Annotated in this window: 21 protein-coding genes; 10 read left to right on the top strand and 11 right to left on the bottom strand. The window is 33.7% G+C overall.

Annotated elements, in window-relative coordinates; all coding sequences use genetic code 11:
• Positions 1-268 precede the first annotated feature (268 nt).
• Positions 269-1237, top strand: coding sequence for a tryptophan--tRNA ligase (gene trpS, locus RTY06_RS04495; RefSeq protein ID WP_312823129.1), 969 nt, complete (start codon positions 269-271; stop codon positions 1235-1237).
• 51 nt (positions 1238-1288) lie between these two features.
• Here the strand turns inward: trpS and RTY06_RS04490 are convergent, their stop codons facing one another.
• The 6 genes from RTY06_RS04490 to RTY06_RS04465 all read right to left on the bottom strand — a co-directional run bounded on the left by RTY06_RS04490 (position 1289) and on the right by RTY06_RS04465 (position 6109).
• Complete coding sequence (locus RTY06_RS04490) at positions 1289-1987, bottom strand: YjjG family noncanonical pyrimidine nucleotidase (protein ID WP_312823128.1); 699 nt, start codon at positions 1985-1987, stop codon at positions 1289-1291.
• Positions 1988-2065: 78 nt separating this feature from the next.
• A complete protein-coding gene (locus RTY06_RS04485) occupies positions 2066-2203 on the bottom strand; it encodes a hypothetical protein (protein WP_312823127.1) in 138 nt (45 codons plus the stop codon).
• Positions 2204-2247: 44 nt separating this feature from the next.
• Positions 2248-2838, bottom strand: coding sequence for an RNA polymerase sigma factor (locus RTY06_RS04480; protein WP_116034217.1), 591 nt, complete (start codon positions 2836-2838; stop codon positions 2248-2250).
• Positions 2839-3055: 217 nt separating this feature from the next.
• Positions 3056-3529: a hypothetical protein gene (locus RTY06_RS04475; protein ID WP_312823126.1), complete on the bottom strand. Its 474-nt coding sequence runs from the start codon at positions 3527-3529 to the stop codon at positions 3056-3058.
• Positions 3530-3670: 141 nt separating this feature from the next.
• The gene (metK, locus tag RTY06_RS04470) at positions 3671-4951 is read right to left on the bottom strand and encodes a methionine adenosyltransferase (RefSeq protein WP_312823125.1); all 1281 of its coding nucleotides are present in this window, start codon (positions 4949-4951) and stop codon (positions 3671-3673) included.
• A 204-nt stretch (positions 4952-5155) separates the two neighbouring features.
• Complete coding sequence (locus RTY06_RS04465; RefSeq protein ID WP_312823123.1) at positions 5156-6109, bottom strand: hydrogen peroxide-inducible genes activator; 954 nt, start codon at positions 6107-6109, stop codon at positions 5156-5158.
• Between the two features lie 114 nt (positions 6110-6223).
• Here RTY06_RS04465 and RTY06_RS04460 point away from each other — a divergent pair, with 114 nt between their 5' ends.
• The 7 genes from RTY06_RS04460 (at position 6224) to RTY06_RS04430 (ending at position 15220) form a co-directional block, all read left to right on the top strand.
• A complete protein-coding gene (locus RTY06_RS04460) occupies positions 6224-7714 on the top strand; it encodes a catalase (RefSeq protein WP_312823394.1) in 1491 nt (496 codons plus the stop codon).
• 136 nt (positions 7715-7850) lie between these two features.
• Positions 7851-8750 carry a T9SS type A sorting domain-containing protein gene (locus RTY06_RS04455; RefSeq protein ID WP_312823121.1) on the top strand — a complete coding sequence of 300 codons (900 nt, stop codon included), beginning with the start codon at positions 7851-7853 and terminating at the stop codon, positions 8748-8750.
• 92 nt (positions 8751-8842) lie between these two features.
• The gene (gene recJ, locus RTY06_RS04450; protein WP_312823119.1) at positions 8843-10555 is read left to right on the top strand and encodes a single-stranded-DNA-specific exonuclease RecJ; all 1713 of its coding nucleotides are present in this window, start codon (positions 8843-8845) and stop codon (positions 10553-10555) included.
• Positions 10556-10564: 9 nt separating this feature from the next.
• Positions 10565-11146 carry a nicotinate (nicotinamide) nucleotide adenylyltransferase gene (nadD, locus tag RTY06_RS04445; RefSeq protein WP_312823117.1) on the top strand — a complete coding sequence of 194 codons (582 nt, stop codon included), beginning with the start codon at positions 10565-10567 and terminating at the stop codon, positions 11144-11146.
• 58 nt (positions 11147-11204) lie between these two features.
• Positions 11205-11546 carry a DUF3817 domain-containing protein gene (locus RTY06_RS04440; protein WP_312823116.1) on the top strand — a complete coding sequence of 114 codons (342 nt, stop codon included), beginning with the start codon at positions 11205-11207 and terminating at the stop codon, positions 11544-11546.
• A 78-nt stretch (positions 11547-11624) separates the two neighbouring features.
• Complete coding sequence (locus tag RTY06_RS04435) at positions 11625-12623, top strand: 2-hydroxyacid dehydrogenase (protein WP_312823115.1); 999 nt, start codon at positions 11625-11627, stop codon at positions 12621-12623.
• Positions 12624-12961: 338 nt separating this feature from the next.
• A complete protein-coding gene (locus tag RTY06_RS04430) occupies positions 12962-15220 on the top strand; it encodes a TonB-dependent receptor domain-containing protein (protein WP_312823114.1) in 2259 nt (752 codons plus the stop codon).
• An 88-nt stretch (positions 15221-15308) separates the two neighbouring features.
• Here RTY06_RS04430 and ctlX read toward each other — a convergent pair whose 3' ends face one another.
• From ctlX to RTY06_RS04405, 5 genes are all read right to left on the bottom strand, one after another.
• The gene (gene ctlX / locus RTY06_RS04425) at positions 15309-16226 is read right to left on the bottom strand and encodes a citrulline utilization hydrolase CtlX (protein ID WP_312823112.1); all 918 of its coding nucleotides are present in this window, start codon (positions 16224-16226) and stop codon (positions 15309-15311) included.
• Positions 16227-16247: 21 nt separating this feature from the next.
• Positions 16248-17162 carry an arginine deiminase family protein gene (locus RTY06_RS04420; RefSeq protein WP_312823110.1) on the bottom strand — a complete coding sequence of 305 codons (915 nt, stop codon included), beginning with the start codon at positions 17160-17162 and terminating at the stop codon, positions 16248-16250.
• A 262-nt stretch (positions 17163-17424) separates the two neighbouring features.
• Positions 17425-18711: a citrate synthase gene (locus RTY06_RS04415; RefSeq protein ID WP_312823108.1), complete on the bottom strand. Its 1287-nt coding sequence runs from the start codon at positions 18709-18711 to the stop codon at positions 17425-17427.
• A 206-nt stretch (positions 18712-18917) separates the two neighbouring features.
• The gene (gene eno / locus RTY06_RS04410; RefSeq protein ID WP_312823107.1) at positions 18918-20210 is read right to left on the bottom strand and encodes a phosphopyruvate hydratase; all 1293 of its coding nucleotides are present in this window, start codon (positions 20208-20210) and stop codon (positions 18918-18920) included.
• Positions 20211-20339: 129 nt separating this feature from the next.
• Positions 20340-20678 (bottom strand): septal ring lytic transglycosylase RlpA family protein, encoded by a 339-nt coding sequence (locus RTY06_RS04405; RefSeq protein WP_312823106.1) that lies wholly within the window; start codon positions 20676-20678, stop codon positions 20340-20342.
• A gap of 188 nt (positions 20679-20866) precedes the next feature.
• Here RTY06_RS04405 and RTY06_RS04400 point away from each other — a divergent pair, with 188 nt between their 5' ends.
• Together RTY06_RS04400 and RTY06_RS04395 are read left to right on the top strand one after the other, a co-directional pair.
• Entirely contained in the window at positions 20867-21634 is a 768-nt protein-coding gene (locus RTY06_RS04400; RefSeq protein WP_312823104.1) for an enoyl-CoA hydratase-related protein, read from the top strand.
• 9 nt (positions 21635-21643) lie between these two features.
• A complete protein-coding gene (locus RTY06_RS04395; protein WP_116034184.1) occupies positions 21644-22075 on the top strand; it encodes a dCMP deaminase family protein in 432 nt (143 codons plus the stop codon).
• The last annotated feature ends 10 nt before the right edge of the window (positions 22076-22085 follow it).

The raw sequence follows: 22085 nt of genomic DNA, 5'->3' as shown, positions 1-22085 counted from the left end.
TTAACTTTGGATTCCTAACACATTGCAAAAAAATCCAAGGAAGATATCCAAGAAAAACGGGATGAATATGCGAAAAACGGATATCATTTGGCAAATACAACTTCTACTAATTTTGGATTAGCGATATATATTTATTTGTTCTTTGAAAAAAGATATTTAATATATTAAATCTATGGAATATAATTAGAAATTTTAAATATTCTTAATGCGTCTAAAAATGAGATAAAAGCTAAATTTTGTCTATTTTTGTACAAATTAAAATTAAAAAATGTCTAGAATTTTAACCGGAATACAAGCCACCGGAACCCCACATTTGGGAAATCTTTTGGGAGCAATCATCCCCGCAATCGAATTATCAAAACAAGCAGGAAACGAATCTTTTCTTTTCATTGCTAATCTACACTCTTTGACTCAGATCAAAGATGCAAAAGAGCTTAAACAAAATACTTATGAGATTGCTGCGGCTTGGCTTGCCTGCGGACTAGACACAGAAAAAACTTTTTTTTACAGACAAAGCGACATCCCAGAAACTTGCGAGTTATCTTGGCATCTGTCATGCTTTTTCCCTTATCAAAGGTTGACATTAGCACATTCTTTCAAAGATAAGGCAGATAGACTTCAGGATGTGAACGCAGGACTTTTCACTTATCCAATTTTGATGGCTGCAGATATCTTGTTGTATGATGCCGAAGTAGTTCCTGTTGGAAAAGATCAATTACAACATTTGGAAATTGCGCGTGATGTAGCTTCCAGATTTAATAATCAGATGGGAGAAGTTTTGGTTTTGCCTCAAGCAGAATTGCAAGAAGACACAAAATATGTTCCTGGAATTGATGGGCATAAAATGTCTAAATCCAGAGGCAACATCATCAATATCTTCTTACCAGAAAAGGAGCTGAAGAAGCAAGTTATGAGCATCGAAAGTGATTCTAAATCTTTGGAAGAACCAAAAGATCCTTCCACTGATAAAACTTTCGCCATCTACGAGCTGATTGCAACGCCTGAACAAACTGAGGAATTGAGAGCAAAATATCTTGCTGGAAATTTCGGTTACGGACACGCTAAAAAAGAACTTTTGGAGGTAATTCTGGTAAGGTTTGCGAAAGAAAGAGAAACCTTCGCTTATTATATGAACAATCTACCTGAATTGGAATCTAAATTACAAGAAGGCGCTGGGAAAACCAGAGTTATTGCAACCGAAACCATCAAAAGAGTTAGAGAAAGTTTGGGAATTTAATTCTGAACTTGAAAATATAACAAAGCCTTTCAAATTTGAGAGGCTTTTCTTTTATAAATATTGTTTAATTTCTGATAAATGTTTTACAAATTTCAAACCTTCTTCTAGAGGATTTTCATCCAAAATATCAAAGAAAATAATATCAATCCCAAAATTCTGAGCGCCTTTCACATCAGCAATCCAATCGTCACCAATCATTATGCTTTTTGATTTTTCAGCTTTTGCAAGATTTAAAGAATATTGAAATATTTCTGGTCTTGGTTTTCTGATATTGACCGAATCTGCGCTTGTAATAGTTTCAAAAAAAACTGAAATTCCAGACAAAATACATTTTCTTTCTGTCACTTCCTGAAAACCATTGGAAATAATATGCATTTTGTAATTCTTACCTTTTAAATAATTAAGCAAATCTAATGCACCATCAACTAGTTCGTTATAATTAAGAATTTCGTCTAAAAAATGATGTTCAAAATAATCTGCAAGAATCTGATCATCAATTCCAAATTTCAGAAATGTATCATAAAAACGATGTTTCCTTAGATATTCTTTATCAATTTCGCCATCACGGATTTGTTCCCAAAGTCTTTCATTAATGATATGATATGCTGTATGGAATTCTTCAAAATCAATATTATACTTTTCTGAAATTTTCTGCTGTGAAAATAATTCTTTGATGGTCAAATACGCGTTCTTGCGATGATCCCAAAGTGTATTGTCCAAATCAAAAAAAATGTGCCTTACGTTTTTCATAAGGCACAAATCTAATCATTTTTGATCCACGTAGGAAAGTTCAAATCATAAAATCAATTATTAAAATCAAAAAAAATTCTAGTTTTTAGAAACCAAAATAGTTTTTCTATTTTTTGTTTTCAATGTCTGAATATTCTTAGAATAATTCAGTAAAAAATCAATTACTTCTTTTTTAGGCATCAGAGCTTTTGTTGTTAAAGTGTCGTTTTTTTTCATAGGCTGACTTTTACAACAATAACGCCAAAAAAAAATCTTTATTATTATTTTGTCAAAATAATTTTATTTTCTTCCATTATTTTCCTCAAATTAATAAGTGCATACCTCACTCTTCCAAGCGTTGTATTGATACTCGTATCTGTATGATCTGCAATCTCTTTGAAGCTCAATCCATCAAAAAACCTCAGCTTAATAACCTCCTGTTGATTATCTGGTAACATCACCAACATTTTTAGCAAATCCTCATTAATTTGATTGTCAATTAATTTATCCTCAATATTATTTTCTGGTTCTTTGATAATATCAAAAATAGAAAATTCTTCATTTTCATAGGAAGTTTCTGATATTTTAATATTCTTGGATTGCAACCTATAGTGATCTATTATTAAATTATGAGCTATGCGTTTTGCCCAAAGAATGAATTTGTTTTCTTCTTTATAACGTCCTTCTTTAAGAGTAACAATAATTTTAATAAAAGTATCTTGGAAAATATCATTAGCTAGATCTTCGTCCATCAGCTTGTAATAGATAAAGCTGAAAAGATCTTTTTTGTACCTGCTAATCAATATTGCTAGTGCTTTTTCGTCACCATTTTGATATTGCAGGATTAATCGGCTATCAGTTTGCGTTTGCATAATTTTACTTCTTTAGTATAGAACCAAACAAATCATCAATTATATCAAATAATTAATTGTACTGTCTCGGTCGTTTTAATTTTTAATGAAGTAAATTTTTTCTATATGCTAAATTTTAAGAGGTGTAAAAATAATAAAAATGCAAAAACAAAATGTTAATGAATTGTTAAATCTTTACTTTTCTTTAATTTGATTCAAATAATTTAAAAAAGTCAAATCATTTTACCACCACTAAAGGGATATTTATTGTGAAATTGACATTAAGTCCTTTCAACTCTTTACCATTGATTCCTTTTTTATCTACCGAGAATCCATATCCTCCAGTCAAATCCAAAATCCCAAAAAGACTGAAACCAGCCTTTGGCGCAACATATTTGTTAGTTGCTTCTGCTCCTAAGATGAAATAATGAGCGTGGTAGAAATCAACATTTTTTTGAAAATTTAACAAAAAATCAGCATTCACTTTTGGCATTATAGCAAATTCATTATTTGCAGAACCCATCAAAGCTGATGCTCCTACACGGAAAAGAACATCGTCATTACTTAGAAAAAGCAATTTACCACCTACTATGCCAAAACTTTGGTTTTGATAGACATAACCCACGTTTATGAACTTGTGCATTGTCAATTGTGATTTTGCTAAACCACAAAATGCCAACAGAAGAATGATTGTATATATTTTTGATTTCATTTTTTCTTAATCTTATTTACGACAAAAATAACAAAAGAGATTTATGGAATATGATTTAATCTAAAGAATGTGTAGAATCGGAACAAAAAAAACTGCTTCATCCAAAGACAAAGCAGTTTTTTATTTTTTATAAAATTCAGATTATAAACCGAATTCCTTCTTGATATCATCTACTCGATCTAGTTTCTCCCAAGTGAAGAATTCCAGATCTTTCAAAGTTAATTCGTTTTTCTGACCTTTATTGAAGGTTTTATCAGCTACATAATAATCTTTCCCCATATGTCCGTAAGCTGCAGTTTCAATATAAATCGGATTTCTCAACTTAAGGTTTTTCTCAACAGCATAAGGTCTAAGATCAAACAATTGCTGAACTTTTTTCGCTAATTCCCCATCATTAATTCCAACTTTTGAAGTTCCATAAGTATTGATATAAAGTCCACAAGGCTCTGCAACACCAATTGCATAAGAAACCTGTACCAAAACCTCATCTGCAACACCTGCTGCAACTAAGTTTTTAGCAATATGTCTTGTTGCGTAAGCTGCACTTCTATCCACTTTACTTGGATCTTTTCCAGAGAAAGCACCACCTCCGTGAGCACCTTTTCCACCGTAAGTATCCACAATAATCTTTCTTCCTGTCAAACCTGTATCTCCGTGAGGTCCACCGATTACAAACTTTCCAGTTGGATTGATATGATATTTGATATCGCCATTGAAAAGATCCTGAATCTCTGGCTTTTGTTTAGCTTTAATTTTAGGAATCAAAATTTCAACGATATCTTTCTTGATTTTCGCTAACATTGCTTCCTCACTTCCAAAATCGTCGTGCTGTGTAGAAACCACAATACTATCGATTCTCACTGGTTTGTGATCATCAGAATACTCGATTGTAACCTGAGATTTTGCATCCGGACGAAGATAAGGAATCGCTTTCCCTTCTCTTCTAAGCTCAGCCAATTCTTTCAAAATCTGATGAGCAAGATCTAGAGCCAAAGGCATGTAATTTTCAGTTTCGTTGGTTGCATAACCAAACATCATTCCTTGATCTCCAGCACCTTGAGCATTAGCTCTAGCTTCAAAATCTGTCTCGTCCAAAGTTCTGTCAACACCTTGGTTGATATCCGGTGATTGCTCGTGGATTGCAGAAATCACACCACAAGAATCTCCATTGAACATATATTCGCTTTTTGTATAACCAATTTTGTTGATTACATCTCTAGCAATATGCTGAACATCAAGATAAGCATCAGACTTCACCTCACCTGCCAAAACTACTTGACCAGTCGTAACCAAAGTTTCACAAGCTACTTTTGAGTTTTTGTCATAAGCTAAAAAGTGATCGATAAGCGCATCAGAAATCTGATCGGCTACTTTATCAGGATGTCCTTCAGAAACTGACTCGGACGTAAATAAATAAGACATAAATAAATTCCTTTTATATTAATTTGTTTAAGGATAAACTACTGATTGTAAAAAAAAGGAACTAAAAAAGAAAAATCTGTTTTAGCATTTTTTATTGAGGTTGCAATCAGTTCAAATTTCTCCTCCGTTTATTTAAAAATCGAGGGCAAATTTACAAACTAAATTTCAAACATCAAAATCAATTCATATTAACTCAGTATGAATTTATTCAGGTTTGATGCTAACGTAATTTTCCTGATCCTTATAATAATTCAGTCTCTGTTCCATTGACGTTCTGATTTCAGAAATCAATTCATCAATAATTTTTTGCTTATAAGTTGGTTTATAATAAATTAAACTAATCTCTCTGAAAGGAAACGGCTTGATAAATCTGGAAACTTTTTGTTTCTGTTCAGAAGACAATTGTTCAACGCCCATTTCCGGAAGAATGGTAACCCCTCCGACTTTATCAACCATTTGAATCAATGTATTGATATTGGAAGCTAAGAACTCTAAGTTATTAGGTTTCAAAGAATTCTCTTTCAAATGACAAATATTTTCGAACTGAGTTCTAAGACAATTTCCTTCTTCCAAAAGCCAAACTTTGTCTATATCAATATCTTCTGGAACTACAAAACAATCTTTCTTTACACCAGCTTCTTGATTAGCAGAATACAACATCAATTCCTCATTGAAAAGGAAATCCTGATAAAACTCGTCCGCTGCAGAATAAGGTGTTGAAATAATTCCCGCGTCCAATTCACCGGATTTCAAAGACTTGATGATACTTTCAGTCGTCATTTCTTTGATATTCAATTCAATCTGAGGATTATTCTGAAGAAATTTGAAAATCTCGTTTGGAAGAATATAACTTGAAACCGTGGGAATAATTCCGAGGTTCAGTTTACCCGCAAGAATGTTGTTTAGGAAATTAGCTTTGTTCTTCAGCTCATTTACAGAATCTATGACTTTTTGAGCTTCCTTTATAACTTCTGCTCCTGCATCCGTAGTTCTGATTGGGTGTGTAGTTCTATCAAAAACCTTCACATCAAGTTCGTCTTCAAATTTTTGAATCATCGCACTTAGTGTAGGTTGAGTAATAAAACAGGCTTGTGCAGCTTTACCAAAATGCTTATATTTATCTACTGCAATTAGATATTCTAGTTGTTGGATATTCACGACTTGTAATTAATTTTATCTATTACAAATATAATTATTAATTTGTTTCATAAATAATTTTTTTTACCGAATTTTGTCTCACAACAAATGAATAAAATCATAAAATCTGAAAATATGGAAAACAAGAAAAAACTCACAAACTCCGTTGGCTCACCGTATTACGAACATCAAGACTCACAAACTGTTGGACCCAGAGGTCCGGTTTTGTTACAGGATTTTGTCCTTCAGGAGAATCTTGCGCATTTTGTAAGAGAAAGAATTCCTGAAAGAATTGTTCACGCAAAAGGTTCCGGCGCTTATGGAACTTTTACCGTAACTCACGACATTAGTCAATACACAAGAGCAAAATTGTTTTCCAAAGTTGGTAATGCTTGTAAAATGTTTGCCAGATTTTCTACTGTAGGCGGAGAAATGGGAAGTGCCGATACAGAAAGAGACCCAAGAGGTTTTGCTTTGAAATTCTACACAGAAGACGGAAACTGGGATTTGGTAGGCAACAACACACCCGTTTTCTTTATTAAGGATGCAAAAAAATTCCCGGACTTTATCCATACCCAAAAAAGAGTTCCAAAAACAAATCTAAAAAGTAAAACAATGATGTGGGATTTCTGGTCGCTTAATCCGGAATCTCTTCATCAGGTTTTAATTTTAATGTCTGACAGAGGAACACCTTATGGATACAGACATATGCACGGATTTGGTTCTCATACTTTTTCTATGATTAATGACAAAAATGAGAGAACTTGGGTAAAATTCCATTTCAAAACACAACAAGGCATCAAGAATTTTTCTGATGATGAAGCTACAAAAATGAAAGGCGAAAATCCGGATTTTTCACAAGAAGATTTAGTTAATTCTATTGAAAAAGGTGATTTTCCAAAATGGACGCTTTACATCCAGACAATGACGGAACAACAAGCCAAAGAATGGCGTTGGAATCCGTTTGATGTAACGAAAGTTTGGTTCCAAGATGAGTTTCCTTTGCAGGAAGTGGGCGTTATGGAACTGAATGAAGTTCCGAGAAATTATTTTGTTCATGTAGAGCAATCGGCTTTTGCGCCAAGCCATTTGATTGACGGAATCAGTTTTTCTCCGGATAAAATGTTACAAGGCAGGCTATTCTCTTATGCTGACGCACATAGATACAGAGTTGGCGTCAATTCTCATCAACTAGAAGTCAACAAATGTCCTTTTGCCGTGAATAATTTCCAAAGAGGCGGTGCAATGGCAGATGACTCAGATTATGGGGACAAACCTAATTATTATCCAAACAGCTTCAGTGATGTAGAACCAAGCGAATCTCACAAAGCTTTGGACTATGATTTGGACAATTCTCACGTTGCTCATTTCGACAGAAATCAAAACGATGATGATCATTACACGCAACCGGGATTATTCTACACAAAAGCTCTAAATCAAGAAGCAAGAACAGCTTTGGTCAATAACATTGTTGGGCATATGAGCGGAATCGATGGTCCAAAACGAGATGAAATTATCAATCGTCAGCTTTGTCATTTCTTCCGAGCTAATATCGAACTGGGAATGAGAGTTGCGCAAGGACTTGGAGTCAATATAGATGCGAATGCAATGAATCATTCTAAGTAGACTAAAAGATAATAGACAATTAGAATATAGACTTTCTTATATAACCTTTTGATTTTTTTCGGAAGGTTTTTTTTATTGATTTTAAGACAATTAATAAGAATATTTTTCTAAATTCGTTTCCTTTTTAATTTACTCTATGAAGAAAACTTTATTATCTTTTTTAGCAACTGCTTTACTTTCGGTTTCGAGTTTTGGTCAACAAAAAATTTCTTTTGAAACTTCGGAAGGTTACAATCTTGGAACTGTTGTCGGTCAAAAAGAATGGACTGTGAAAACTGATAATATTCCAAACAACAACTTTAAAGTCGTTACAGGAAAAGCAACTGACGGTAATAATTCTGTTGAAGTAACCAGCACAAACGCTTACACAGAAAATATGTCTTTTCTTTTCAAAAAAATCCCCGAATATAATAGACTTTCGGTTTCAGCAGATGTTAAATTGGAAAAATTGAATAGCTCAGATTATTATATGTTGTCATTATATTATAACAATAATGGAAATTATTCTTGGGCTGGTGGATTTAACTTTATGTACAGCGGTAAATTGTATGCGGATAGTGATGTCAATTTCTTAGACCTCGGAAGCTGGGTTGCCGACAAATGGTACAATTTAAAAATTGAAATAGACCACGTCACAGAAAAAAATGTAAAATATTATCTTGATAATCAATTAGTCCACACTTCTGCTCTCGGACCAAAAGTTGTAAGAGCCAATGATTTGAATTTCGAATTTGATAATGACGGCAGTGGTTTTATCGTTGACAATATCATAGTTAAAGATATGGACCAACTTTCGGTTTCTGATATTAATAAAACTCAAGTCAATATTTTCCCGAATCCAACTACTGATTTCATTAACATCAAATCTGATGAAAAAATCAAGTCAGTCAAATTATATAAAGTTTCCGGTTCATTAGTAAAAACAGAAAATAATGAGTTTTCAAGAATCAATGTTTCAAATCTTCCAAAAGGAAATTATCTGATTTCCATAGAAACTGATTCCGGAATTGAGACTAAAAAAATCATTAAAGAATAAACTCAATTTTCTTTAAATTTTAATAACGGTTGCTGATGATTTGGCAACCGTTTTAATTTTCTAAGCCATTTTTTTTCATTACTTTTGTAACTATGAGTCAAAAATGGATTTATAAAACCGAGCCTGATGAAGAGATTGTTGACGGACTGATTTCTTCGATAGGATTTGGAACTTTAGAATCCAAAATCCTAGTGATGCGTGAGATTGACAATTATCAAAAAGCACGCGAATTCTTCAAGCCAAACGGCGCAGACATTCACAATCCTTTCCTGATGGCTGATATGCAAAAAGCGGTAGAGCGCATTGCAACAGCAATTGAAAACGGAGAAAAAATCTTAGTTTACGGAGATTATGATGTTGACGGAACAACAGCCGTTGCGTTGATGTATCTGTATCTGAGTAAAATTGTCGATAAAAAATATCTTGATTTTTACATCCCTGACAGAAATGTTGAAGGTTACGGAATCTCAGACGAAGGAATCTATTTCGCAAAAGACAATGGATTTTCTTTGATTATTGCACTCGATTGTGGAATCAAATCGATTGACAAAATCGACCTTGCCAATTCGGTTGGTGTAGATTTTATTATTTGTGACCACCATTTACCCGGAGATGAACTTCCAAAAGCCGTTGCGGTTCTGGACCCGAAAAGAAAAGATTGCCGATATCCATATAAAGAATTGAGTGGTTGTGGCGTTGGTTTTAAACTTTGCCAAGGACTTAATACCATTTATAAAATTCCTGAAAGTGAGCTATTTGAATTAACCGACCTTTTGGCAATCAGTATTGCTTCTGACATTGTTGCAATGACAGGAGAAAACCGAGTGTTGGCAAAGCAAGGATTGAAATTCCTTAGAAAAACTCGAAAATTCGGGTTAAGGCTTTTGATTCCAGAAGAGAAATTAGCTCATTTTGAAATCTCGAATATCGTTTTTGATATCGCTCCGAAAATCAATGCAGCGGGAAGAATTTCCCACGCAAAAGCAGCGGTTGAACTAATGATTTCGGACAACCTGAAACAAGCTCAGCAAATCGTAGATGAAATCATCAATCTAAATGATGAACGCAGGGAAATGGACATTAACATTACACAATCTGCAATGAGTCAAGCTCTTGAACTTCAGAAAACAGAGTGCTACTCCACAATTGTTTACGACCCAAGTTGGAACAAAGGTGTTATTGGAATTGTTGCCTCACGATTGATTGAAAATTATTTCAAACCAACTCTTGTTTTCACAGAAGGAAATAACGGTGAATTGGTAGCCTCTGCAAGGTCTGTATCCGATTTTGATATCCATAAAGCTTTGGAACATTGTTCAGATTTGTTTATGAAATTTGGAGGACATCAGGCTGCTGCGGGACTTTCTATGGAAAAAGAGAAATTTGAAGAATTCAAAATTCGATTTGAGGATTATGTAAAAAGTAACATCCAGGAACATCAGAAAGAACCAACTATTTATGTTGATAGTGTGGTAAGACCAGATGATTTGAACAGAGAGTTTATCAATTTTCATAGAAAATTAGCGCCTTTTGGACCTCAGAATATGAAACCTATTTTGGTTCTCAAAAATGTGAAAGTAAACGGCTATGTTAGATTGATGGGAAAAGAAAGTTCTCACCTCAAATTCAATATTTCTCAACCGAATACAGGCCGAAATATCGAATGTGTAGGTTTCCGTTTTGGTCAGTTTACAGAAGATTTTAAAACTAAAACCTTTGATCTGGCATTTACAATAGAGGAAAACCATTGGAAAGGCAACGTTTCTCATTTTTTGAATATTAGAGATGTAAAATTTCATAATTAATAAACTGTTATGAAAAAAATCGGATTGTTTTTCGGTTCATTTAATCCCATTCATATTGGTCATTTGATTTTGGCCAATTATATTTTGGAGCATTCTGATATGCATGAATTATGGTTTGTGGTAAGTCCTCAAAACCCTTTCAAAGACAAAAAATCTCTTCTGAAAGACCACAACCGTTTGGATATGGTTCAGTTGGCTATCAAAAATTATCCAAAAATGCGAGCTTCCAATGTTGAGTTTTCTTTACCAACACCAAGTTACACGATTGACACATTGACTTATCTTCAGGAAAAACATCCTGATTATTCTTTTTCATTAATAATGGGAGAAGACAATTTGAAAAGTCTTCACAAATGGAAAAACTATGAGCTTCTTCTTAAAAATCATCAGATTATTGTTTATCCTAGAATTTTAGGTGAAGAGAAGAAATCAGATTATTTACAACACGAAAACATCCATCAGATTGATGCACCGATCATAGAACTTTCTGCAACAGAAATCCGAAATATGATTAAAGAAGGCAAAAACACAAGACCGATGCTTCCACCTGAGGTTTTTGAATATTTGGATGGTTCTTCATTTTATAAATAGACAAATATCATCAACAAGTCTTTTTTTCTTTGTTATCTAATCCTCTATCTTTGCAATAATGAACATCATAGAAAAATATTCCTCAAAATATCCTGAAGAAAAAATCATCAAATGGTTTAAACAAGTTTGCCTTGCAGAAGCGATTTCTTGGTTTTTACTTTTCACGGCAATGGTTTGGATTCGTGTTGAGCCAAAAGGTCTTTTCGCCATTATTTACATTAGTACTATGGGAAGCATTCACGGGTTATTTTTCACGCTTTATCTTTTGCTTTTGCTTCCGGTGAAAAAGATTTTTAATTGGGATGATGAGGATTCAATTTTTGCTTTGTGTGCGGCATTTTTCCCTTTTGCTACGATTTGGGTTGATAAAAAGTTAGCCCGAGAAAATCGGAATGAATGATGATTATCAATGAGGAAAATGTTCTATTTGAGATCAAACTTTGTAACTTTAGAGTATAAAAAAAATAGATTTCCATATATGAAAATTACTTTCTTCTCTACAAAGCCTTACGACAAACAATTTTTTGACAAAGCCAATCAAGATTTCAATTTTGAATTGGATTATTTTGAAACGCATCTTGGTCCACACGTTCTCAATCTCATAGACCATTCTGATGCTGTTTGCGCCTTCGTGAACGACAAACTGAATGCAGAAGTTCTGGAATCGCTCGCAAGCAAAGGTGTAAAATATCTTGCAATGCGTTGTGCAGGTTTCAACAATGTGGATTTGGAAACCGCAAAACGTCTTGGAATAAGAGTTTCCCGAGTTCCAGCTTATTCTCCGGAAGCAGTTGCGGAACACGCAATGGCAATGATCCTCACGCTTAACCGAAAAACACACAAAGCTTATAACCGAGTTCGTGAACAGAATTTTGCTTTGAATGGATTAATGGGATTCAATCTTTATCAGAAAACAATAGGAGTGATTGGAACTGGAAATATTGGTGCTGCATTTGCGAAAATTGCGAAAGGTTTTGGAGCAAAAGTTTTAGCTTTTGATATTACAGAAAATCAAGAACTTAAACAACTTGGAATCGAGTATGTTTCTCAGGAACAATTACTTTCCGAATCCGATATTGTTTCATTACATTGTCCGCTGATGGAATCTACACATCATTTGATTAATGAAGATTCTATCCAAAAAATGAAGCAAAATGTAATGATTATTAATACAAGCCGAGGCGGATTGATTGATACAAAAGCCGTAATCCACGGTCTGAAATCCAAACATATCGGTTACCTTGGGATTGATGTTTATGAGCAGGAAGAAAAATTATTTTTCCGAGACCTTTCTCATACGATTATCGAAGATGATACCATCCAAAGATTGATGAGTTTCCCGAATGTTTTGGTAACAGCTCATCAGGCTTTTTTCACTCAAGAAGCGCTTGAGCAAATTGCCACTTCTACTCTAACAAGTCTTTCTCACTTCGAAAAGAATGAAGAATTTGAAAATCCGAATGCTGTTTTGATTTAATATTAAAACCACAAAAGGCACAAAAGTTTTTCTTCAAAAATAAATTATGATTTAAAATAAAAAACCTTAAAATTCCAATATCTGAACTTTCAGATAATGAAGCCATTGTAATTTTTACAGTGGCTTTTTTCATTTTTATTTCATTTTCGATGTAACAAAAGTTAATTATTGATTGTCTTACATTTATACGGTTGAAATTTTTATAATTGATAATCAATGAATTAAATTAATGAATTAATTTAATTTACTACTTTGTATTGCATAATACTAATTTTAATATATATCTTTGTAATGTTAAATATTAGTAAAAACAAATTACTCTCAAATCCAAATAAATTATGAAAGTTCAAATACTTATTGCATCTTTATTTTTCTCAGGATTAATATTTGCTCAAGAAACCAAAACAGATTCTACCAAAACAAAAAACATTGAAGCTGTTGTACTTACAAAACAAGTTTTCAAAAAAGAAAGCGACCGTTTCGTTTATGATGTATCCAATTCTCCGGTTGCAAAAGGAAGTACCACTTTTGATATCTTAAAACAAACACCTCTTCTTTCTACGACAGATGATAAAACTTTGAAAATAGCAGGTAAAAACAATGCTTTAATTTTCATTAATGGTAGGAAAACCAATATGGATGCTGACTCTTTGAATCAATTTTTGAAAAATACACCTGCAGAGAACATCCAAAAAATTGAAGTCATCACAGTTCCAGGAAGTGAGTATCAAGTAGAATCCTCTGACGGAATCATCAATATCATTCTAAAGAAAAAAATGACCGATGGAACGAATGGTAATATGAGAATGTCCAGCTCTGCCAACAAATTCTTCAGTAACTCTGCAAGTGCTTCCATCAATTATAGAAAAGATAAACTGGGAATCTCTGCCAATCTAAATGTAAGTGATAATATCAGGCCTCAGACATATGATTTGAGAAATGGAAATGATAAAGCATCTACCAGCTCTGTGGGAGATATCAACGATCCTAATAAAAACCTTGGAGGTTATATCAATGCCGATTATCAATTAACAGACAATCAAAACATTGCTTTGACTTGGAATGTTTGGTCCAATAAAAGTTACAATTCTACAATCGATCTATTTAATATCACGAAGTCAACAGACAGTCAAAATAATATTAAAACTGACTATTCTTTAACTAAAGGGAATGAGGATGCTAAATCACTGAATAATTCTTTGAACTTAAACTACGAATGGAAGACTGATGATTTGGGTAGCAAACTTAATCTGAATGCGTCTTACCTTAATTATACTAGAAAACAAAATAGTGTCAATCAAACTATTGCATCTGATATTTTTCAGAAAGAGATTAATTTAACCAGAGAGATTTTACAAAATCAGCCTCAGATTATCAACAATTTTTCTGGAATGGTGGATTATGTAAAAAAATTCAAGAATGATTTTACAGTTGCTGTTGGAGGAAATTATAACAAAACAAAAACAGATAACGATACCAAGAATGACACTTTCGATTATACTTACAATGTTGATGGAAGCATAAAAGATATCAATATTACTCCAAGCCCTAATCATTTTGTTTATGATGAAAACATCTACGGTGCTTACCTGACCTTGGAAAAGAAATTCACGGAAAAATTCTCTGGAAAAGTTGGAACTCGTTATGAGATCACCAACAGTTTAGGAACTTCTGACAATGCTCAAAATCCAGAATACACAAGAATCGAAAGAAAATACAACAACCTTTTACCGTACTTGAGCTTCAATTATGCTATTAATGATAAAAATAATATCTCCTATGCTTTCTCCAGCAGAATGAGAAGACCAAGTTTTTGGGAACTGAATCCTGTAAAACATATAATCACGGATAACAATTACATCCAGAATAATCCTTTTGTAAAAGCGTCTTCGGTTTATACGAATGAGTTGACTTATATGTTCAAAAACTCTTACTTCCTGATCTTGAATCACTCTTATTTCAAAGATGTAATTACTCAGGTTCCTTTACAAAGAGAAGTTGTAAAAGATGGTATAAAATATCAAGAATTAAGATATATCCGTACCAATTTTGGAGATAAACAAGAAATGTCTGCGATGTTGGGGATTCAAAAATCGTTTTTCAATAGCTATTTGACAACGAACTTCAATGTTGGAATTCAGAGAAATGTGAATGATGGCTATTTGGCAAAAGACCCAACTTCTGGCGATATGTTTAACGAGTTTATCAATAAATCAAAATCAAATAGTTTAATCGTACAAGCTAATAATACCATTAGACTTGATAAAAAGAAAACTTGGTTTTTAGGGGTTAATTATTTCTTTGTTAACAAACAGCAGATTGAACTTGGTCTTCTAAAAGATCTAATGAGCTTAGATTTGAATATCAAAAAAGTTTGGAATGATTGGACTTTCAGTGCAGGAATTGATGACCTTTTGAAAACCAACATTGTAGAAATAGAGACCAAACAAGCAGATGGAACCTACAACTACGTCAAAAACAACGAGTTCAACCAACAGGTTAAAGTGAGTATCGTTTATAACTTCGGAAACAAAAAAGTAAAAAAAATCCGAGATATAGAAACCGCTGCCGACGCCATTAAAAACCGCACCAGATAACATACATTATATTTTCTTATCAAATCATTATTTTCAAAAGAAATCCCGAAGAAGTTCTTCGGGATTTTTTATTTTTATTTAAATGAATTTATTTCTTCGGAAGAAAAACCTCAGCCAACATACACCTTGCACTTCCTCCACCATTGGTTTCTATCACTTCTAAATCCGAGTAAATAATTTCGCAATATTTCTCAATCGCTGAAACTTGTTCCGGCTTCAAAGATTTGTATGCACTTTGACTCATTACCAAGAATTTTTGTCCAGAATTATTTTGAACTTGAAGCATATTTCCTGCGAAATTCTGCATTTGTTCTTCCGAGATTTCTATTAATTCTTTTCCAGAGTTTTTAATCGTTTCAATAACTTTTCCTCTTTCCAGTTCGTCATCGATGCAATCCAAACAAATCACAACAAATTGGTCGGCCACACACATCATCACATTGGTATGATAAATCGGTAATCTTTCTGCTCCGGCAGTTTGATAAGAATGAAAAACTATGGGTTTGAAACCAAAATCACTGCAGAATTTTCTAAATAAATCTTCATCCAATCTCAAAGAAACCGAACCATAAGCAATCTTGTTATCGTGGTCGAAAATCATACTTCCTGTTCCTTCCAAGAATTTATTGTCTTTTTCAGTTTCAGAATAATCTATGATTTCGTTGATGCTGAATTGTTCTTTGATTTGGTCAAGAATTTCACTTCGTCTTTCCAAACGTCTGTTTTCAGCAAACATTGGATATAAAACCACTTTTCCGTCTCTGTGAAAACTCACCCAGTTATTCGGAAAAATGGAATCCGGAGTTTTTGGGTCAAGCGTATCTTTTATCGTGATTACATTGATTCCTTTCGCTCTCAGTTTTTCAACAAAAGCATTGAATTCCTTCAGAGCATCCCCTTGGACATTTCCTTCTTGTTGAACCTGAAAATAATTATTAACCGCCGTTTGTTCGTTGAATCCAAAAGCAACCGGTTCTATCATCAAAACTGTATCTGTAGTTTGCATTTTAATCAAATTTTGAATTAATTATTCTCTTACCAACGGCAAAGTCGAACATCTCAACAATCCACCCATTTTGGAAATTTCACGATAAGGAATTTCTTCTACTGTAAATCCCCATTCATCTCTCAGATGATGATTTAATCTTGTGAAAGCTTTATCAGAAACCACAACATCTGGAGCAATTGAGAAGATATTTGGATTCATTTCAAACATCTCTTTATCATTAACCTCGAAACAATTTTCTTCTCCGAAAATGTCAACTAATAATTGATAATCCGATTCATCTACAAATCCATTTTTATAAATAATACATTTGTCATTCCCAACAATATTAAAAGTACAATCCAAATGCAAAATCCCTTCGTAAGGTTTTGTATCATTCTTTTTCAAATCAAGGTCAATAATTCTTTTCTTTGGGAAGTATTCTTTTAGAATTTCGATGGCGTATTCGTTGGTTCTGGCTGTTTTCAGATTTCTGTAATCAGGACTATAACTTGTTCCGATGAAAAGAAATCCGTTCCAGACAATCACGTCTCCACCTTCGATATGAGCCGTTTCGGGAAGGTTGATAATGTTTCGCCAAGACACTTTATCGATGATATGTCTGTAAGCTTCCTGTTCATCAGCTCTATCCGGAATGATATTCGAAATTATCATTTTGTCCTCTATCACAAAGGCGACATCTCTTGCAAAAACCTGGTTATAGTCTTTTAAGATTTTCGGACGAAAAACCTCAACATCATATTTTTTCAGAACCTTTTCGAATTCTGTCATTTCAGAGATAATATCTTGTTCTTTCGGATAGATATTATTTTGGATTGTATGATAAGATTTTGCGTCGTAACTTTCTTCCAAAGTTGGGACAGGGCCATTAGATTTAGGCTGTCCAAGAACTACAGATTTCAGTCTTCCAGTCTCGTTTTTAATATTTAGTTTCATATGTTACTTCCAGTCATTTATCAAGTTCATATGCAATCGCTGTATCCATAGGTAATTGAACTTAAAAAATTAGAGCGATTTCATAATTTCAGAATCACGCAAATATAATTAAAGGATTGTAATCGCTCATATTTTATTTTAGTTAATAATACCTGTGAGAGAGCTTTTGCTGGCGAAAATTTCATCTGGATTTTTAATCTGATGCAAAAAAAATCCCCGAAAAACTAATTTCGAGGATTTTTATATTGATTTTCAATATTTTTTATCTTTTGGAAATATCTACATAATCACGCATTGGAGAACCTTGATAGATTTGTCTTGGTCTTCCGATTGGATCGCCTTTCAGTCTCATTTCTTTCCATTGAGAAATCCACCCTGGCAATCTTCCTAATGCAAACATTACTGTGAACATTTCTGTAGGAATTCCTAACGCTCTGTAGATGATTCCAGAATAGAAATCTACGTTTGGATATAATTTTCTTTCGATGAAGTATTCGTCTTCCAAAGCTACTTTTTCCAACTGCATTGCAATGTCAAGCGCTTTATCTTGGATTCCTAATTTTCCTAAGATATCGTCTGCTGCTTTTTTGATAATTTTTGCTCTTGGGTCAAAGTTTTTGTAAACTCTGTGTCCGAAGCCCATCAATCTGAAGCTGTCGTTTTTATCTTTTGCTTTTGCCACCCATTTGTTAACGTCGCCGCCGTCTTTTTCAATCAATTCTAACATTTCGATAACGGCTTGGTTTGCACCTCCGTGAAGTGGGCCCCAAAGTGCAGAAACACCTGCAGAAATAGAGGCAAACAAACCTGTATGAGCAGAACCAACCATCCTTACAGTAGAAGTAGAACAGTTTTGCTCGTGGTCTGCGTGAAGAATCAACAATTTATCCAAAGCAGCAACTAGAACTGGATCCATTTGGAATTCCTCATTCGGCAGTCTGAACGCCATTTTATAGAAATTCTCAACATAGTTAAGACTGTTATCTCCGTGGTTAATTGGTAAGCCTTGAGTTTTTCTGTAAGTCCAGGCACAAAGATGAGAGAATTTTGCAATCATTAATTCTGCTGCAAGATCTAATTCTTCTTTAGATTTAACATCAACCGCTTTTGGATTGAACGCTGTAAGAGCAGAAGTTAAAGAAGACAAAACGCCCATAGGATGCGCAGAACGAGGGAAAACATCGATTAGCTTTTTAAGCTCGTCTGCAACAAAATTATATTTTTTGATGTTGTTTTCAAAAGAACTGAACTGTTCTGTTGATGGTAATTCTCCGTGAAGTAAAAGGTACATTACTTCTGTAAAGTTTGATTTTTCCGCGATTTGCTCTATAGGATAGCCTCTGTAGAATAATTCCCCTTTATCACCGTCTAGGTAAGTAATTTCACTGATTGTAGCACCTGTGTTTTTGTAACCAAGATCCAAAGTAATCAAACCAGTTTGATCTCTCAATTTGGAAATATCAATTCCTCTGTCACCGATAGTACTATCTACGATTGGATACTCGAAACTTTTTCCATCGTAATTTAATATAACTTTATTATCTGACATTTTAAAAAAATTTTGTCTGCTAAATATAGGACTTTCACACCGAACTGTCAACTGACAAAAGTCATAAATTAGGATTGATTTTATTTATGATGACAATCGACTGATTTCAAAACACTTACTCCTTTATTAATATTTTGACAATCAAATCGATAAAACAAAAAAGCCTTTGAAAAATTCAAAGGCTTTATATGAATATTAATCAAAAATTATCTTTTGATTTTGAAAGCATCTAAACCTGGGAAAACTGCAGTTTCTCCAAGAGCTTCCTCAATTCTCAACAATTGGTTGTACTTCGCCATTCTATCTGATCTAGAAGCAGAACCAGTTTTGATTTGTCCACAGTTTTGAGCTACTGCAAGATCTGCAATTGTAGCATCTTCTGTTTCACCAGATCTGTGAGACATTACTGTCGTGTATTTGTTTTGCTGAGCCATTTGTACAGCAGCCATAGTTTCGGAAAGAGAACCAATCTGGTTAACTTTTACAAGGATTGAGTTAGCTGTATTTTCTGCGATACCTCTAGAAAGTCTCTCAACGTTAGTTACGAATAAATCGTCACCTACCAACTGAACTCTGTCACCGATTTTATCTGTTAATTCTTTCCAACCTGCCCAGTCATTTTCCTGCATACCATCTTCGATAGAGATAATTGGATATTTGTTAGCTAATTCTGCCAAGTAAGAAACTTGCTCACTACTAGAGAATACAGGCGCATCTGGAGTTTGGAATTTTCTGTAATCATAAACTCCCTCTTTGTAGAATTCTGAAGCCGCACAATCCAATGCAATCATTACATCATCACCTGGCTTGTAACCAGCTTTTTCGATAGCTTGTAGTAATGTATCCAAAGCATCTTCTGTTCCCGTGAAAGTTGGAGCAAATCCACCTTCGTCTCCTACTGCAGTTGACAAACCTCTACCGTGAAGAATAGATTTCAAGCTGTGGAAAATCTCAGTTCCTTTTCTCAAAGCATGAGAGAAAGAATCCGCTTTTACCGGCATTACCATAAATTCTTGGAAAGCAATTGGCGCATCTGAGTGAGAACCACCGTTGATTACGTTCATCATTGGGACAGGAAGTGTGTTTGCGTTTACACCACCTACATATTTATAAAGAGGCATTCTAAGCTCATTAGCAGCAGCTTTTGCAACAGCTAAAGAAACACCTAAAATTGCGTTGGCTCCTAATTTACCTTTGTTAGAAGTTCCATCAAGTTGAATCATTACAGCATCAATCAAGTTTTGTTCAAAAACTGGAAGACCAATCAATTCTGGAGCGATGATTTCTTTTACGTTTTCTACCGCTTTCAAAACACCTTTCCCAAGGAATTCTGGTGCACCGTCTCTTAGTTCAACTGCTTCGTGCTCTCCTGTAGAAGCTCCAGAAGGTACTGCTGCACGTCCCATTGCTCCACTTTCTGTGAAAACATCTACTTCAATTGTAGGATTCCCTCTGGAATCTAATATTTGTCTTGCTTCGATAAATGAAATGTAACTCATTGTCTTGATGTTGTTTTTAAGATTTTTTAATTGGTTTGCTTTTTATAAAGCATTGCAAATTTAAACATTTTTAAAATATTATGTGATGAATCATTTCTTAACATTTATCACATCTATAGAAATCACTTATTATTTGAGGATTTTGTATTTTATTTTTACAACACCATCATTAAGGTCAGCAATTTTTTTAAAAGCTCCTTGACTAAGATCGAATTCTCTGGAAGACCTCAAAGGACCGCGATCATTTACAACAATTATTACCGATTTGTCATTATCAACATTTACAATTTCAACTCGTGTCCCAAAAGAAAGAGACTTGTGTGCTCCTGTCATTTTAGAATGTTTATAGGTTTCTCCACTTGCCGTTTTTTTACCATTAAATTTGTTGGCATAATAGGAAACTGTTGTTATTGCATAACCAGATGAATTACTAGAGTTTCGACTTCCACAAGAAACTACAGAAAGCATAAGTAGGAATATGTTTATTTTAAATAAAATTACCAGTATTCTATAAATATTTTTCACAAACTCAATTTACAAAGGTTAATAAAATAACAGCCGGAATATTAATTAATCATTAATATTTTGTTTATATTGCATAAATTTCTAAATTCGATTATTACATCATTTTAGAATTAAATAATCTTCTTTTTGGAATGAATTACGAAAGTATAAAATTAACGATAGATAAGAAAATTGCAGTAGTAACTATCAACAGACCCGAAAGCTTAAACGCCTTGAATGCTCAGGTTTTTAATGATTTGGAAAATGTTTTTGGCATTTTAGATTCAGATAAAAATGTAAGCTGTGTGATTGTTACTGGTAGTGGAGAAAAATCTTTCGTTGCTGGTGCAGATATCAAAGAATTTTCTGCTTTCGGTTCAGAAAAAGCAAAAGAGCTCTCAAAAAGGGGACATTTGGTTTTTCAAAAAATAGAAGATTTGAGCAAACCAGTAATTGCAGCTATCAACGGTTTTGCTTTGGGTGGAGGATTAGAATTGGCATTATCTTGCCATATCAGATATGCTTCGGAAAATGCAAAATTAGGTTTACCAGAGGTTACTTTAGGATTAATTCCTGGCTATGGAGGAACACAAAGATTACCAAAATTAGTTGGAAAAGGCCTGGCCAACGAAATGATTTTTTCAGCGAAATTGATTACAGCTGAAAAAGCGAAATCAATAGGCTTAGTAAATGAAGTTTTTTCTTTAGAAGAATTGCTTGCAAAAACTCAGGAGTTAGCTGAACAAATTGTGAAAAATTCCCCACAAGGCATTGCTAAAGCCATAAAAGCTGTAAATGCTAGTGACAAAGAAAATGGAATGGAAACGGAGGTTAATTCTTTTGGAGAATTATTTTCGGGAGAAGATTTTAAAGAAGGTGTTTCTGCTTTTCTAGAAAAAAGAAAACCTTCCTTCAATTAAACTAAAATAATGAATTATAACAAATTCGATATTGCTTACCTTAAGATGGCGTCCGAATGGGCCAATCTATCTTATTGTAAGAGAAAAAAAGTTGGTGCACTTATTGTAAAGGACAGGATGATTATTTCTGACGGATATAATGGGACACCTTCGGGATTCGAAAACAATTGTGAGGACGAAGAAGGAAAAACCAATTGGTTTGTTCTTCATGCAGAAGCCAATGCAATATTGAAGATAGCAAGCAGTACACAATCTTGCAAAGGTGCAACATTATATATCACAATGTCACCTTGCAAAGAGTGTAGCAAATTGATATTACAATCTGGAATCGAAAAAGTAGTTTACATGGCTGGGTACTCTGATGATAGTGGATTAGAATTTTTAAAAAATTCGGGAATTGAGATTTTAAACATTACAGAACAAGAATTATATATCGTATGACATAACAATA

This window comes from Epilithonimonas sp., from assembly GCF_032055105.1.
In the GTDB taxonomy this organism is placed as follows: domain Bacteria; phylum Bacteroidota; class Bacteroidia; order Flavobacteriales; family Weeksellaceae; genus Epilithonimonas.
Note: the sequence above shows the minus strand (reverse complement) of the source record. Positions and strands in the feature narration are given on the sequence as shown.

Excerpts from the sequence above, each read along its gene's own strand:
- trpS (WP_312823129.1), top strand. The coding sequence starts at position 269 with ATGTCTAGAATTTTAACCGGAATACAAGCCACCGGAACCCCACATTTG.
- RTY06_RS04490 (WP_312823128.1), bottom strand. The coding sequence starts at position 1,987 with ATGAAAAACGTAAGGCACATTTTTTTTGATTTGGACAATACACTTTGG.
- RTY06_RS04485 (WP_312823127.1), bottom strand. The coding sequence starts at position 2,203 with ATGAAAAAAAACGACACTTTAACAACAAAAGCTCTGATGCCTAAAAAA.
- RTY06_RS04480 (WP_116034217.1), bottom strand. The coding sequence starts at position 2,838 with ATGCAAACGCAAACTGATAGCCGATTAATCCTGCAATATCAAAATGGT.
- RTY06_RS04475 (WP_312823126.1), bottom strand. The coding sequence starts at position 3,529 with ATGAAATCAAAAATATATACAATCATTCTTCTGTTGGCATTTTGTGGT.
- metK (WP_312823125.1), bottom strand. The coding sequence starts at position 4,951 with ATGTCTTATTTATTTACGTCCGAGTCAGTTTCTGAAGGACATCCTGAT.
- RTY06_RS04460 (WP_312823394.1), top strand. The coding sequence starts at position 6,224 with ATGGAAAACAAGAAAAAACTCACAAACTCCGTTGGCTCACCGTATTAC.
- RTY06_RS04455 (WP_312823121.1), top strand. The coding sequence starts at position 7,851 with ATGAAGAAAACTTTATTATCTTTTTTAGCAACTGCTTTACTTTCGGTT.
- recJ (WP_312823119.1), top strand. The coding sequence starts at position 8,843 with ATGAGTCAAAAATGGATTTATAAAACCGAGCCTGATGAAGAGATTGTT.
- nadD (WP_312823117.1), top strand. The coding sequence starts at position 10,565 with ATGAAAAAAATCGGATTGTTTTTCGGTTCATTTAATCCCATTCATATT.
- RTY06_RS04440 (WP_312823116.1), top strand. The coding sequence starts at position 11,205 with ATGAACATCATAGAAAAATATTCCTCAAAATATCCTGAAGAAAAAATC.
- RTY06_RS04435 (WP_312823115.1), top strand. The coding sequence starts at position 11,625 with ATGAAAATTACTTTCTTCTCTACAAAGCCTTACGACAAACAATTTTTT.
- RTY06_RS04430 (WP_312823114.1), top strand. The coding sequence starts at position 12,962 with ATGAAAGTTCAAATACTTATTGCATCTTTATTTTTCTCAGGATTAATA.
- ctlX (WP_312823112.1), bottom strand. The coding sequence starts at position 16,226 with ATGCAAACTACAGATACAGTTTTGATGATAGAACCGGTTGCTTTTGGA.
- RTY06_RS04420 (WP_312823110.1), bottom strand. The coding sequence starts at position 17,162 with ATGAAACTAAATATTAAAAACGAGACTGGAAGACTGAAATCTGTAGTT.
- RTY06_RS04415 (WP_312823108.1), bottom strand. The coding sequence starts at position 18,711 with ATGTCAGATAATAAAGTTATATTAAATTACGATGGAAAAAGTTTCGAG.
- eno (WP_312823107.1), bottom strand. The coding sequence starts at position 20,210 with ATGAGTTACATTTCATTTATCGAAGCAAGACAAATATTAGATTCCAGA.
- RTY06_RS04405 (WP_312823106.1), bottom strand. The coding sequence starts at position 20,678 with ATGCTTTCTGTAGTTTCTTGTGGAAGTCGAAACTCTAGTAATTCATCT.
- RTY06_RS04400 (WP_312823104.1), top strand. The coding sequence starts at position 20,867 with ATGAATTACGAAAGTATAAAATTAACGATAGATAAGAAAATTGCAGTA.
- RTY06_RS04395 (WP_116034184.1), top strand. The coding sequence starts at position 21,644 with ATGAATTATAACAAATTCGATATTGCTTACCTTAAGATGGCGTCCGAA.